The sequence below is a fragment of the Akkermansiaceae bacterium genome (assembly GCA_024233115.1).
GTDB lineage: Bacteria > Verrucomicrobiota > Verrucomicrobiia > Verrucomicrobiales > Akkermansiaceae > Oceaniferula.
Map to the genome: position 1 here is coordinate 570,742 of JACKQB010000003.1, position 12,820 is coordinate 583,561.

Consider the following 12,820-nt stretch of genomic DNA (forward strand, 5'->3'; position numbering starts at 1 on the left):
TTATCCTTTTCTGTAAAATTTCTGATAGGAACGAGGAGACATTCCCATTTCCTTGGTAAAGGCACGGGTGAAATTCGCATGTTCATCGTAACCCAGACTCGCGGCAATCTCCTTCACTTGCATCCCGGTATTGATCAACCGGTCACAGGCAGCGGATATTTTGACCTGCATGATAAACCGGCGGGGGGTTGTATCCATGTGTTCCTTGAACAAACGCTCCAATGTGCTGATGGAAACAGACGCTGCCTCGGCGATATCAGCGATGGATATCCCTTTTTCCAAGTGTTGATAGATGGCGGCAACAATAACAGCAAGTTTGTGATGCTTGGTCGGCATCGGCAAACCTTGCACGTGCCCCATCCTCCTCGATATCCCGGCTGTTCCCACCCACCGCCCTTCGAGGCTCTTCAAGGGGATCTTACTGGTCGATCTCCACTCGACACCTCCGGATCGGGTCGGAATGAGTTCGGATTTATTCCAAAATGCCCTCCCGGTAGCCAATACATTCTCGTCATCACGCTGGTAGTTTTTAGCAAGCTCCGGGGGAAACACATCCTCGTCCTTGAGTCCCAGCATTTCCTTGGCCTCACGGTTCGCCACCTCGTAACAAAAGGCTTTGTTGACATACACAAAACGGCCTTGCTCGTCCTTGATCCAGAACATCACATCTGGTAAGGCCTGAAACAGGGCCGGGGCAATTTGACCGGGCATCAAACAAGACGTAAACGACTCTACCCTAGTGACTTGATGCGTATCCACACAAGTATTCTGAAGGCTCGCAAAATAAATAGCAATGACGAAAAGTGATAATCCATTGACGTTTCCCCCCATGGACATCGCCATTGCTTTCTGAGAGCATACACAGGCCATCAGCAAGATCTACAAACGTCTTCTCTATGCACTTAGCCTCTCTCCTCACATTATCAGCCATCGCCTTGAGCATAGCGTCCGCCTTGGGTGACAACCAGCAAACCATCTACCAGCGCGGCTACCTCAGCAAAGAGGACGCCTTGAAATCCATCGAGGTGCCGGAAGGCTTCAAGTTGCAGCTGGTGCTCAGCGATCCCGTCATCAAGGAACCCGTCGCGGTGGCATGGGACGGCAACGGGGTGATGTATGTCGCCGAAATGCGCACCTACATGCAGGACGCCGACGCCAGGGGGGAGCAAACCCCACGGTCCAGAATCTCCCGCCATGAAAACACCGACGGCGACGGCGTTTACGACAAACACAGCGTCTTCATCGACAACATCCTGCTCCCCCGGATGATCCTTCCTCTCGATGACCGCGTCATGGTCGGAATCACCAACACGCTCGATCTCTGGAACTACCGCGACACCGATGGTGACGGGGTGGCGGATGAAAAAATAAAAATCCACACCGGCGGCAGGCGCGGCGGCAATATGGAGCACCAGCCCAGCGGTCTTGTCTGGGGGCTGGACAACTGGATCTACCTCACTTACGAAAACATCCGCTACCGCTACACGGATGGCAAGCTCATCACCGAACGCATCCCTAACGGCAGCGGCCAGTGGGGTCTCACCGAGGACGACGACGGACGCCTCTACTACTCGGCTGCCGGGGGAGAAGTGCCCGCCTACGGATTCCAGCAGCCGCCCGTTTACGGCTTACTGAATCTTTCCGGCCAGCTCGCGGGTGACTTCAAGCTAGTCCATCCGATCGCCCTCGTTCCCGATGTCCAGGGTGGTCCCGGTCGGGTGGGTAAAAACGGAGGACTCAACCACTTCACCGGCTGCGCGGGCCAGGAAATCTACCGCGGCAACGCCCTGCCCGCGGACCTCTACGGCGACCTCTTCATCCCCGAACCCGTCGGCAGACTGATCCGGCGGGCCAAGGTGAACCGCAGCGCAGGCAAAACCGTGCTCACCAACGCCACCCCCGGCTCGGAATTCATCCGCACCCGCGACATCAACTTCAGACCGGTCCAGACCCAGACCGGACCCGACGGATGCCTCTACATCGTCGATATGCACCGCGGCATCATCCAGCAGGGAAACTGGACCCGCCCCGGCAGCTACCTGCGCGGCATCATCGACAAGTGGGGGCTGGCCAAAAACATCGGCCACGGCAGAATCTACCGCCTTGTCCACAAGGACCACCAGCCGGGACCACGCCCCGGCATGCTGGCGGAAAAAACAACCGACCTCGTCAAACACCTCGCCCACCCGAATGCCTGGTGGCGCAACACCGCCAGGAAACTCATCATCCTCCGCAAGGACAGGGACCAGGCGGTCCCCGCGCTCGAGGCCCTCGCCAGCAATCAGAAACAACCACTACTCGCACGCGTCACCGCGCTCTGGACGCTTGAGGGCATGTCCGCGGTCAAACCCGGCTTGCTCACCACCATGCTCGGCGAGAGCCATCCCCGCATCCTGACCGCCGCCATCCGCATCGCGGAAAAACACATTTCACTCAACAACACCGAGGTCATCACCGCCGTCCACAAGCTCCGGCACTCCACCAACGCCGAGGTCGTCCTCCAGCTTTGCAACTCCATCAACCACTGCGGAATCCCGGCACCACTGGCGGACGCCAAAGCCACCCTGGTGAAAAACAACGCCAAGCTGGAGGCCCTTCGCACCAACGAGGCCGTGTTCCGCAAGCGGGCCGCCGACATCAAGCGCATCGCCGAGGAACGCAGCAGAAACGCCCAACTCTCACGGGCCGTGGAAAATGGACGCCTCATCTACTCCCAGCTCTGCCATGAGTGCCATGGCGAAAACGGCACGGGCACCCCACTCTCCGGAGGTGCCGCCGGGCTGACCCTCGCCCCCTCCCTCAGCAAAAACCCCCGGGTCAACGGCTCCGGCGAGGCTCTCATCCGCATTCTGCTCCACGGCATGCAAGGACCCATCAGCGGCAAAACCTACTCCGCCGGCATCATGCCGCCCCAGAAGTCCAACGACGACCCATGGATCGCCGACGTCGCCACCTACATCCGCAACAGCTTCGGCAACCAATCCCCGCAGATCCACCCGCAGCAGGTGGCGACCATTAGGAAACAAACCGCCAAGCGCGAGCAAATGTGGACCCAGAAAGAACTCGATGCCATCGAACCACCGGAACTCATGGAGAGGCACAAATGGAAACTAACAGCCAGTAACGGCGGCGACTCATGCGCCCTGGCCGTCGATGGCCAGGCCGCCACCCGCTTCACCACCAACGCCCTCCAACGGCCGGGTATGTGGCTCCAGATCGAGCTCCCCCGGAGCCGCACGCTGAGCCGGGTCCTCCTCGACCACCAGGCCTCGGCTAGCGACCACCCGCGCGGCTACACCATTTCCCTTTCCGAGGACGGCAAAAAATGGCTCACCACCAAACCTCTGGCGGGCAGCCCGTCATCCACCACCCAGACCTTCCCGCCGCGCAAGGCCCGCTTTGTCAAAATCACCCTGACAGAAGCAGCCAAGTCACACTACTGGTCCATTCACGAACTGCATCTTTTCGGTCAATAACCTTGCCTCCCCCCCGCTACAATCTCCATCATCCACACCATTCCAACAGCTAACTTCAATCAACCAACAACCCAACCCATACCATGTCCGATTATTTCCCCAACGTCCCCAAGATCCAGTACGAAGGAACTAGCTCCAAAAACCCCTTCGCATTCCGCCACTACAACCCGGAGGAATCCGTCGGCGGCAAAACCATGCGCGAGCAACTTCGCTTCGGCGCCGCCTACTGGCACGTCATGCGCAACGAACTCGGCGACCCCTTCGGCGCAGGCACCGCACTGATGCCCTGGGACGATGGCTCCGACTCCCTCGACAACGCACTCGCCCGCGTGCCCGTTTTCTTTGAGTTCCTCGGCAAATCCCAAATCGACTACTACTGCTTCCACGACCGCGACATCGCCCCCGAAGGCGCCACCCTCACGGAAACCCACAATAACCTCGACCGCGTGGTTGACGCGTTGGAAAAATTCCAGAACGAGACCGGCAAAAAACTCCTCTGGGGCACCGCCTGTCTCTTCGCCCACCCGCGCTACGCCCACGGCGCCGGCACCTCGCCCAATGCGGATGTCTTTGCCTACAGCGCCAGCCAGATCAAACACGCCCTCGAGGCCACCCACCGCCTCGGCGGCGAGGGATACACCTTCTGGGGCGGACGCGAAGGCTACGGCTCGCTAATCAACACCGACATCAAACGTGAACTCGACCACCTCGCCGCCCTGCTGCACATGGCCGTCGACCACGCCAAAAAAATCGGCTACACCGGCCAGTTCTACATCGAGCCCAAGCCGCGCGAACCATCCACCCACCAGTATGACTCGGACTCCGCGGCCTGCCTCAATTTCCTGCGCGAATACGATCTCCTGGACCACTTCAAACTGAATCTGGAAACCAACCACGCCACCCTCGCAGGTCACACGATGGAGCACGAGATGGAAGTCGCCATCGCCGCCAACGCCCTCGGCTCCGTCGATGCCAACCGCGGCGACGAACTGCTGGGATGGGACACCGACCAGTTCCCCACCAACATCTATCAGACCACCCAGATCATGCTGCGCGTGCTCAAGATGGGCGGCTTCACCACCGGCGGTCTGAACTTCGACGCCAAACGCCGACGCGAATCCCACGAGCCGGAGGATCTTTTCCACGCCCACATCGGCGGCATGGACGCCTTCGCCCGCGGCCTCAAGATCGCCCACCGGATCATCGAGGACGGCCGTATGGCGGATTTCATTTCCAAACGCTACGCCTCCTACGATTCCGGCATCGGCGCCGAGATCGAGACGGGCACCACCTCGCTCGACGCCCTCGACGCCTACGCCCAGGGAATCACCCCGCCCGCCCTCGCCAGCGGTCGCCAGGAAATGCTGGAGAATATTCTGAATGATTATCTGGTCTAATCGCTTTTTTCTCCGTAGAAACTCCAAGCGTTTAAATAAAACAACAAACAAAAAACTATGAGTAATATTAACGAAATACATCGCAAAAGCCTTCTCACTGCCGGCTTTTTGGCACTCGTCGCCGCCGGTGTTGGCTTTGCCGTTCGCGGTGGTCTCCTCGGACAGTGGTCGTCCTTGTATGGTTTCACCTTCACAGAGCTTGGCCAGATTACCGGCGGAGGTCTGTTAGGGTTCGGGCTGGTTATCTTGCTGACAAGCCTGGTCGTGGATGTTGTCGGCTACAAAAAGCTGATGATTGTAGCCCTGCTCTGTCACGTTGTATCAGCAGCCATGCTGTTTTTCACCACAGCTGTATTCAACTCAGCCGGTAAGGAGGCGACATTCGAACTCCTGTTCTGGTCGTCCTTCATCTTCGCCATCGGAAATGGTATCTGTGAAGGTGTTATCAACCCACTCACTTCGACCCTCTTCCCCGAGAAGAAAACCCACTACCTCAACCTGCTCCATGCGGGCTGGCCGGCGGGACTGGTGCTCGGTGGTCTGGTCGCGTTCGCAGCCGGCTCCGTCCGTTGGGAACTCCTCCTCGCCACTTACCTTATTCCCACCGCCATCTACGGATACATCACATTCATCAACAAGTTCCCGAAAACCGCCGCACAAGAAGGAAGCATTTCCTACGGTGGTATGTTCAGGACTTTGATCGGGCCGTTCTTCATCGTGCTTCTGGTTGCACATGCCTGCGTCGGCTATGTCGAACTGGGAACAGACAGCTGGATTAACAAAATCACCGGCTCCATCCTGAAAAGTGCCGCCCTGGGCACCTCGCTGTTTATCTACACATCACTTCTGATGACCGGTCTGCGTTTCTTCGCCGGCCCCATTGTCCACCGCATTTCCTCCCTCGGCCTGCTCTTTGCAAGCGCCCTCATCGGCGCCCTTGGCCTCTACCTCATCAGCATCGGCGACAGCGTGCCCTTCATGTTCTTTGCCGCAACCGTCTACGCCCTGGGAAAAACCTTCCTCTGGCCCACCATGCTCGGTGTCGTGGGTGAGCGCTTTCCCAAGAGTGCCACCGTCGCCATGGGGCTGCTCGGTGCCGTCGGCATGATTTCCGCTGGTTACCTCGGTGGACCCGGCATCGGCTACAAGCAAGACTACTTCGCTACCCAATACATCAAGGAAAAAGCACCCCAGACCTACGAGCGGGTCAAGGCTCCTGACGAAAACGGCTTCTTGCTTTTCCCGAAAGTTGTCGCTGTCGATGGTGCCAAGGCGGGTATGCTCGCTGACAACGCAGAGCGCGTTCTGAACGATGTTAAAATCGCGGGCGACGCCATTGAAAATCCCGAGTTCAAAGGGCTCCGTGCCCAACGCGACTGGTGGATTGCCAACAAGCAATTCGCCGAGACTGATGCCGGCCCGGTCGGAGAAGCCACTCTCCACGGAAGCCGCATGGCCATCAGGTTCACCGCCCTCGTCCCGGCCGCCATGGCCGTGCTTTACATCCTCCTCATCCTTCTGGGCAGAACCAGACCTATTCAAACAGAGGAATAAAACGATGTTCCTGGGACTCGATTGTTCTACACAAAGCCTTTCCGCGCTCATCATGGACGCGCGGGAAGGCTCCATCCTCCATGAGGTGTCGGTCAATTTTGAAAAGGACCTGCCTCATTACCAGACCACATCCGGGTTCGTCCACGGTGACGCCCCCGGCGAGGTCTTTTCCGATCCGCTGATGTGGCTCGAGGCCCTCGACCTGCTCTGCGCCCGTATGGTCGAACAAAAAATCGACCTCTCAGCCATCGAGGCCATTTCCGGCTCGGGCCAGCAGCACGCAACCGTCTATCTCAACGACAAGGCGGCGACCACCCTGCCCCGTCTCGATAGCGCCCTGGGCTTGAAAGAGCAAATCGCCCCCTGCATCAGCCGCGCTCTCTCGCCGATCTGGATGGACAGCTCCACCCAAGACGAGTGCGATGAAATCGCCCGGGCGATGGGAGGCAACGATGAAGTCTGCCGCAGAACCGGCTCCATTGCGACCCAACGCTTCTCCGGCCCGCAAATCAGACGTTTTTCAAAAACCGACCCCGAAGGCTGGGCGAACACCGCCACCGTCCACCTCAACAGCTCCTTCCTCGCGTCCATCCTCGCGGGTGCATCCGTGGCTATCGACCACGGTGACGGCGCCGGCATGAACCTGATGAACCTCGCCACCGGAAACTGGGACAGCGGTCTGGTCGAGGCCACCGCGCCCGGCCTGGCCGACAAGCTCCCGCCCCTCGCCCCCTCCAACACCATCACCGGCACGGTCAGCCGCTATTTTGTAGAAAAATACCAGTTCAACCCCGCCGCCAAGGTCGCTCTCTGGTCGGGTGACAATCCGTGCAGCCTGGTCGGCATGGGGGCGGCATCCAGTGGCAAGATGGTCATCTCGCTCGGCACCAGCTACACGCTCTTCGCCGCCATGGAGAACCCGCTCACAGATCCTAACGGCTTCGGTCATGTCTTTGGCAACCCCTGCGGCAAGTTCATGAGCCTGATCTGCTTCAGCGACGGCGCCCTCTCCCTTGAAAAACTCCGCAGCGAGCTCAACATCACCTGGGATGCGTTCAGCGACATGGCTCTCGACCGGAAGAATCCGGACGGCAACCCCGTCCGCTCCCTGCTCCATGCCCAATTCTCCAATATGAAGAAGCACAGCGACTGGATGGGCGAAACACCCGACACCATCTACGTCACCGGTGGAGCCTCCCAAAACGAGGGCATCTGCCAGACCATCGCCGACATCTTCAACGCCAGGGTCCAGCGCATGGGCACCAGCGCATCGGCCTCCCTCGGCGCCGCCATGCGCGCCGCCCACGCAATCGGCCACTTCCCCCTCAGCCAGCTTGAGGAAAAATTCACCCGCCCCGCGCCCAATTCCCTCATCACCCCAACGCCACCCCCTTACCCTATTAACAATTAACCAATAACCATTAACCCAACAACCATCATGTCCAGACCCGTCACACTCTTCACCGGCCAGTGGGCCGACCTCCCGCTCGCCGATCTCCTGCCGAAAGTCTATGAAATGGGCTACGACGGCGTCGAACTCGCCTGCTGGGGCGACCACTTCGACGTCGATGCCGCCCTTGCCGACGATTCCTACATCGCCGACAAATGGAAGCTCCTAACCGACAACGACCTCGATTGCTACGCCATCTCCAACCACCTCGTCGGCCAGGCGATCTGCGACAACATCGATGAGCGCCACAAGGCCATTCTCCCCCCCGCCGTCTGGGGCGACGGTGACGCCGAGGGCGTACGCACCCGCGCCGCCGAGCACATGGCGAACGCCGCCCGCGCCTGCCGCAAGTTCATGGACGCACGTCCCGGCGGCAAGCACCCGATCACCCCGGTGGTCAACGGCTTCACCGGCTCGTCCATCTGGCACGCGCTCTACTCGTTCCCGCCAACCTCACAGGAATACCTCCAGGCCGGCTTCGACGACTTTGGCAAACGTTTCACCCCGATCCTCGATGCTTTTGAGGAAGTGGATGTCAACTTCGGCCTCGAGGTCCATCCCACCGAGATCGCCTTCGACATCGCCTCCACCGAGCGCGCCATCGAGGCGGTCAAGGGACACAAACGCTTCGGTTTCAACTACGACCCCTCACACCTCGGCTACCAGGGCGTCGATTACGTCAAGTTCATCCGCACCTTCTCCGGGCGCATCTATCACGTCCACATGAAGGACGCCTGGTGGGGCCACGGCGACGGCACGGTGGGTGTCTTCGGCGGCCACACCGACTTCGCGGACGCGCGCCGCTTCTGGGACTTCCGCTCCGTCGGCCGCGGCGACATTGATTTCGAGGAAATCATCGTCGCCCTCAACGACACCGGCTACGAAGGCCCCCTTTCCGTCGAATGGGAGGACGCCCGTATGGACCGTTTCCACGGCGCCACCGAGTCCTGCGAATACACCCGCGGCCTCGATTTCCCGAGAAACTCCGGCGGCCTCTTCGACTCCGCCTTCGACCAGGACAACCAGTAATCATCCCTCATTTCTTCATTCATCCATTCATTCAATCATCCATTAAAAAAATGTCTTCTCCACAACCACTCAAAGTAGCCATGATCGGTGGCGGTGCCGGCGCATTCATCGCCAACCCGCACCAGAAAGCCATCCACTTCGACGGCACCCGCAGGGTCCACTCCGTCGCCCTCCACCCGGACCCGGAAATCGCCATGAACGAGGCCAATAACTGGCCCTACCCCGTCAAAGGCTACAAGTCATACGACGATCTGTTTGCCGACCAGGCGAGCTTGCCCGAGGACCAACGCGTCGATTACGTGCTCATCGTGACCCCCAACTTCGTCCACTTCGACCCCGCCATGAAGGCGCTCGAACTCGGACTCCCCGTGATGTGTGAGAAACCCCTCACCGTCAACCTTGAGGAAGCCGACCTCCTCGTCGCCAAGGCGCGCGAGAAAAACGTGCCCTTCGCCGTCGCCCACACCTACCTCGGCCACTGGAGCAGCTGGTTCAGTCGTCACATCGTCCAGAGCGGCCTCCTCGGGGAAGTCCGCTGGGTGGATTCCTACTACATCCAGGGATGGCTCGCCGACAAACTCGAGGACTCCGGCCAACAGCAAGCCGCATGGCGCACCGACCCTAAAAAAGCCGGCGGCAGCGGCTGCGGCGGCGACATCGGCACCCACGCTCTGATGCAACTTCGTTTTGTCACCGGACTCGACGTTGAACGTGTCTCGGCCAGACTCGACAAGTTTGTCCCCGGACGCCCGATCGACGACCACTTCACCACCTACGGCGAACTCTCTAACGGCGGCAAGTGCCTCGTCCGCGCCTCGCAAATCTGCATCGGTCATAAAAACGACCTCGGCATTATGATCGCCGGCACCAAGGGCGCGCTCAAGTGGAGCCAGGAAGACCCCGAGAAAGTCACCATCTTCCTCCAGGACCAGCCGGACCGCACCTACTGGCGCGGCGCGGTTTCCGCCAACGACGGATTCCTGGGCGACGTGCCCCAGTGGCTGCTCGACGAACCCACCATCCCCAGCGGCCACGGCGAAGCCTTCCACGACGCCTATGCCCGACTCCACCGCGAGTTCGAAAAAGACGTCCGCGCCTATCAGGCGGGTGAAGCCTGGAGCTGTGACGGCAGCAAATACGCCAACATCGACGACGGTCGCATGGGCCTCGCCTTCATCGACGCCGCTCTCAAGTCCGACGCCGCAGACGGTGCCTGGGAAGTGGTGACCAAGGGCTGACAAAAGGTAGGACAGCTTTGCAAGCTGTCGACAAGCCAAGCACACATCCTGCCAACAGCTTACAAAGCTGTCCTACTCGGCTGAGCATTCAACTCCCCGAGTATATCCCGTCCCGATATTTCACCTAACATTTCAAGCTCGGCAGCCAATACCTGCCGGGCTTTTTTTCCATCCTCATCTGGTCGACCACAATGGGTGCATGACGCGAAGCCTGGATACCCTTCCGTTTTTTGTGGGTCATTATCGGGTGCAACCAGGGTCAGCAGAGGCCTTGACCGACTGTGGTTTGCCGGCATCACCACAATCGGATGAATCCAACAGGTCAGTGGTTTATCAAACCACGGCTGCCTACCCAGCTCCATCGATAAACGCTGAATGCCGCACCGCCCTTCGCGATCCAGAAAAACACATCTCGTTGTTGGAAAATGATCCGGGAAATCGGTAGCCAATTCCCCGTCTTCAACGATACGCGTAGCGGTCTTCCATGACTTCCCTCCCCTTACCGCGACCACGGGTTCCGTGGGTAATGACAATCCATACTCTGCGAGTTTCTCCCCATGCTGATCCAGGATGGCTTCAATGCCTTCCGCCTCTTCCGGTGACAGATACACGCCATCGTGACAGCACGTCGCCCGGCAATTTGCCAATTCACACGGTTTTATCCTCTGTTCGAAAGCCTCATGATCCACCTGAGCCTCGCGCAGCTGCGCAGCCAGTATTCCAGCTGTTTTTTGATACGCGGTGTTCTTCTTGCTCACGGGATGACTTTTTATGTGAATAGGTGGGCTTGTAAATAAGTTAGTATCCATCCACAGAGCTCACTTCCCTCTCAATCCGTTTTTTGACCTTTCGTTCAACTTATACTTGACCGATCGGTCAAACCAGCTACTTTGCCGCCCGAGACGAACAACCCGATGCCTGGACGCCCGAAACATTTTGATGAAAACCATGCCCTGGAACAAGCGATGGAGCTGTTCTGGGAGAAGGGATACGATTGCACGGGTATCCGCGATCTCGAGAATACTCTCGGGATCGGCCGCCAGAGTATCTACAACACCTTTGGTGACAAACGCAGCTTGTTCATCAAAGCCTTCCACCACTACGCCCAGAGTAGAAGTGGTGCCATGATCTCCATCTTGCAACAAGACGGATCGGCTGAGGAAAAAATCGACCATTTCTTTACCACGCTGATCAACGCACAATGCAGCGACAAGCGCTCGGGCTGCCTGCTGGCCAATAGCGTCAGCAGCTCCATCCAGGCGGACCCTGAAGCCGCGGCCATCGTCAATAACTCCCTGAAACGCCTCCATCAGGCGCTTTCCGCCTGTCTCGAAGCAATAGCTCCTGATGCCACTGAACGAAAAAAAACCGCCTGGTTGTTGGTCAACACAGCGCAAGGACTCTGCATCCTTTCCAAGTCGGGACTATCAAAAAACATCCTCAACGGCATCAAAAACCAAACCCTCTCACTCTTCTTCCATGTAACCAATCACCCCGCGTAAAAAAATTTCAGATATTTTTGACCGTTCGGTCAAGTCTGATCAACCCGGTCATCAAGACCAATAACAAGAACCCAAGTAACCATACAATACCATGAACAACACCATATTCACCGCCGAAACAGCACCCGAAAAAAGCCGCCCTCTGCTCGAAGGGGTTAAAAATAAAATGGGCATGGTCCCTAACATTCTAGGTGGAATGGCTGTCGCACCAGCCACCCTCCAAGCCTACATCGGACTGTCAGGAGCCTTTGCCCAGACCTCCCTGAGCCCGGCCGAACAGCAGGTCGTGGCACTCTCCATCAGTCACGTCAATGGCTGCGACTACTGCATGGCAGCCCACACCACGATGGCCAAAGGCGCTGGTGTCGCCCAGGAGGTAGTGGATGCTGTCCGCAACGGCACAGCACTTGAGCCCAAGCTCGAAGCTCTCCGCACCTTTGCCCTCCGCATGCAGGAATCCAAAGGCCATCTCGAAGCGGGTGAACTGGATGCTTTTCTCGGAGCCGGCTACAGCGAAGCCCAGGCCTACGAAGTCATCGTGGGCATTGCGCTCAAGGTGATCACCAACTACAGCAACCGCCTGCTCAACACTCCTGTTGACGCCGCCTTTGCCGCCAATGCATGGAAAAAGCCAAGCTGTGAAACTGCCTGCGGGTGCAGTGCCTAGGCACCAAATGATTTCGGGTTAAGAGAGAAGCCCATCATGACAAAAGTGGCTCCGGGAAACCGGAGTCGCTTTTTCTGTTTTCCCTCAATGGCTATTTGGAGTTTGGTTTTTGGTATTTGGAGTTTAAGATCAAAGCATGGCCCTCCCTCTGAAAAAAAGTGAAGTGATCTGTTTCTACGATCTCCAGTACCGTTGGACAAAACGCAGCACGGAACGTGGTGTCGAAGTAAGGATCGAGCTCAACGAGAACCCTGACGGGCAAATGATCATCGCCCAATGCCCCCGCGTCTTCCGCCCCGACATGGTCGAAGACGTCATCGAACATGGTCGCAAAATGGGTTGGAAACCCGAGACCAAGGGCGAAGCAATGACCGTCAGGCTCACCAAACGTGGGTTAACGAAAATAGAACCCAGTTGATCGGCATGCATTGCTATGCAGTGCGGATGGCTTGCCTACGCTTTGTGGCCGGGTGGAGCTTGCTCCATGCGGCGGGGGGTCAACGGGCC

Annotated in this window: 11 protein-coding genes; 9 read left to right on the top strand and 2 right to left on the bottom strand. The window is 58.4% G+C overall.

The window, feature by feature from the left end; all coding sequences use genetic code 11:
• Nucleotides 1–711 carry an AraC family transcriptional regulator gene (locus H7A51_10415; GenBank protein MCP5536629.1) on the bottom strand — a complete coding sequence of 237 codons (711 nt, stop codon included), beginning with the start codon at nt 709–711 and terminating at the stop codon, nt 1–3.
• Nucleotides 712–896: 185 nt separating this feature from the next.
• Here H7A51_10415 and H7A51_10420 point away from each other — a divergent pair, with 185 nt between their 5' ends.
• The 6 genes from H7A51_10420 (at nt 897) to H7A51_10445 (ending at nt 10,144) form a co-directional block, all read left to right on the top strand.
• Nucleotides 897–3,476, top strand: a complete 2,580-nt coding sequence (locus H7A51_10420) for a discoidin domain-containing protein (protein ID MCP5536630.1) — start codon at nt 897–899, stop codon at nt 3,474–3,476.
• An 83-nt stretch (nt 3,477–3,559) separates the two neighbouring features.
• The gene (xylA, locus tag H7A51_10425; GenBank protein ID MCP5536631.1) at nt 3,560–4,873 is read left to right on the top strand and encodes a xylose isomerase; all 1,314 of its coding nucleotides are present in this window, start codon (nt 3,560–3,562) and stop codon (nt 4,871–4,873) included.
• A 57-nt stretch (nt 4,874–4,930) separates the two neighbouring features.
• Complete coding sequence (locus H7A51_10430; protein ID MCP5536632.1) at nt 4,931–6,427, top strand: MFS transporter; 1,497 nt, start codon at nt 4,931–4,933, stop codon at nt 6,425–6,427.
• A gap of 4 nt (nt 6,428–6,431) precedes the next feature.
• Nucleotides 6,432–7,838, top strand: a complete 1,407-nt coding sequence (locus H7A51_10435; GenBank protein ID MCP5536633.1) for a carbohydrate kinase — start codon at nt 6,432–6,434, stop codon at nt 7,836–7,838.
• Between the two features lie 27 nt (nt 7,839–7,865).
• Nucleotides 7,866–8,906, top strand: a complete 1,041-nt coding sequence (locus tag H7A51_10440) for a sugar phosphate isomerase/epimerase (protein ID MCP5536634.1) — start codon at nt 7,866–7,868, stop codon at nt 8,904–8,906.
• 50 nt (nt 8,907–8,956) lie between these two features.
• On the top strand, nt 8,957–10,144 hold the full coding sequence (locus H7A51_10445) for a Gfo/Idh/MocA family oxidoreductase (protein MCP5536635.1): 1,188 nt from the start codon (nt 8,957–8,959) through the stop codon (nt 10,142–10,144).
• A 59-nt stretch (nt 10,145–10,203) separates the two neighbouring features.
• Here the strand turns inward: H7A51_10445 and H7A51_10450 are convergent, their stop codons facing one another.
• Nucleotides 10,204–10,902 (bottom strand): DUF3109 family protein, encoded by a 699-nt coding sequence (locus H7A51_10450; protein ID MCP5536636.1) that lies wholly within the window; start codon nt 10,900–10,902, stop codon nt 10,204–10,206.
• 156 nt (nt 10,903–11,058) lie between these two features.
• Between H7A51_10450 and H7A51_10455 the strand changes: the two genes are divergently transcribed.
• The 3 genes from H7A51_10455 (at nt 11,059) to H7A51_10465 (ending at nt 12,731) form a co-directional block, all read left to right on the top strand.
• Entirely contained in the window at nt 11,059–11,646 is a 588-nt protein-coding gene (locus H7A51_10455; protein ID MCP5536637.1) for a TetR/AcrR family transcriptional regulator, read from the top strand.
• A 91-nt stretch (nt 11,647–11,737) separates the two neighbouring features.
• A complete protein-coding gene (locus H7A51_10460) occupies nt 11,738–12,313 on the top strand; it encodes a carboxymuconolactone decarboxylase family protein (protein ID MCP5536638.1) in 576 nt (191 codons plus the stop codon).
• A 136-nt stretch (nt 12,314–12,449) separates the two neighbouring features.
• Complete coding sequence (locus H7A51_10465; protein MCP5536639.1) at nt 12,450–12,731, top strand: hypothetical protein; 282 nt, start codon at nt 12,450–12,452, stop codon at nt 12,729–12,731.
• The last annotated feature ends 89 nt before the right edge of the window (nt 12,732–12,820 follow it).

Excerpts from the sequence above, each read along its gene's own strand:
- H7A51_10415 (MCP5536629.1), bottom strand. The coding sequence starts at position 711 with ATGCCCGGTCAAATTGCCCCGGCCCTGTTTCAGGCCTTACCAGATGTG.
- H7A51_10420 (MCP5536630.1), top strand. The coding sequence starts at position 897 with ATGCACTTAGCCTCTCTCCTCACATTATCAGCCATCGCCTTGAGCATA.
- xylA (MCP5536631.1), top strand. The coding sequence starts at position 3,560 with ATGTCCGATTATTTCCCCAACGTCCCCAAGATCCAGTACGAAGGAACT.
- H7A51_10430 (MCP5536632.1), top strand. The coding sequence starts at position 4,931 with ATGAGTAATATTAACGAAATACATCGCAAAAGCCTTCTCACTGCCGGC.
- H7A51_10435 (MCP5536633.1), top strand. The coding sequence starts at position 6,432 with ATGTTCCTGGGACTCGATTGTTCTACACAAAGCCTTTCCGCGCTCATC.
- H7A51_10440 (MCP5536634.1), top strand. The coding sequence starts at position 7,866 with ATGTCCAGACCCGTCACACTCTTCACCGGCCAGTGGGCCGACCTCCCG.
- H7A51_10445 (MCP5536635.1), top strand. The coding sequence starts at position 8,957 with ATGTCTTCTCCACAACCACTCAAAGTAGCCATGATCGGTGGCGGTGCC.
- H7A51_10455 (MCP5536637.1), top strand. The coding sequence starts at position 11,059 with ATGCCTGGACGCCCGAAACATTTTGATGAAAACCATGCCCTGGAACAA.
- H7A51_10460 (MCP5536638.1), top strand. The coding sequence starts at position 11,738 with ATGAACAACACCATATTCACCGCCGAAACAGCACCCGAAAAAAGCCGC.
- H7A51_10465 (MCP5536639.1), top strand. The coding sequence starts at position 12,450 with ATGGCCCTCCCTCTGAAAAAAAGTGAAGTGATCTGTTTCTACGATCTC.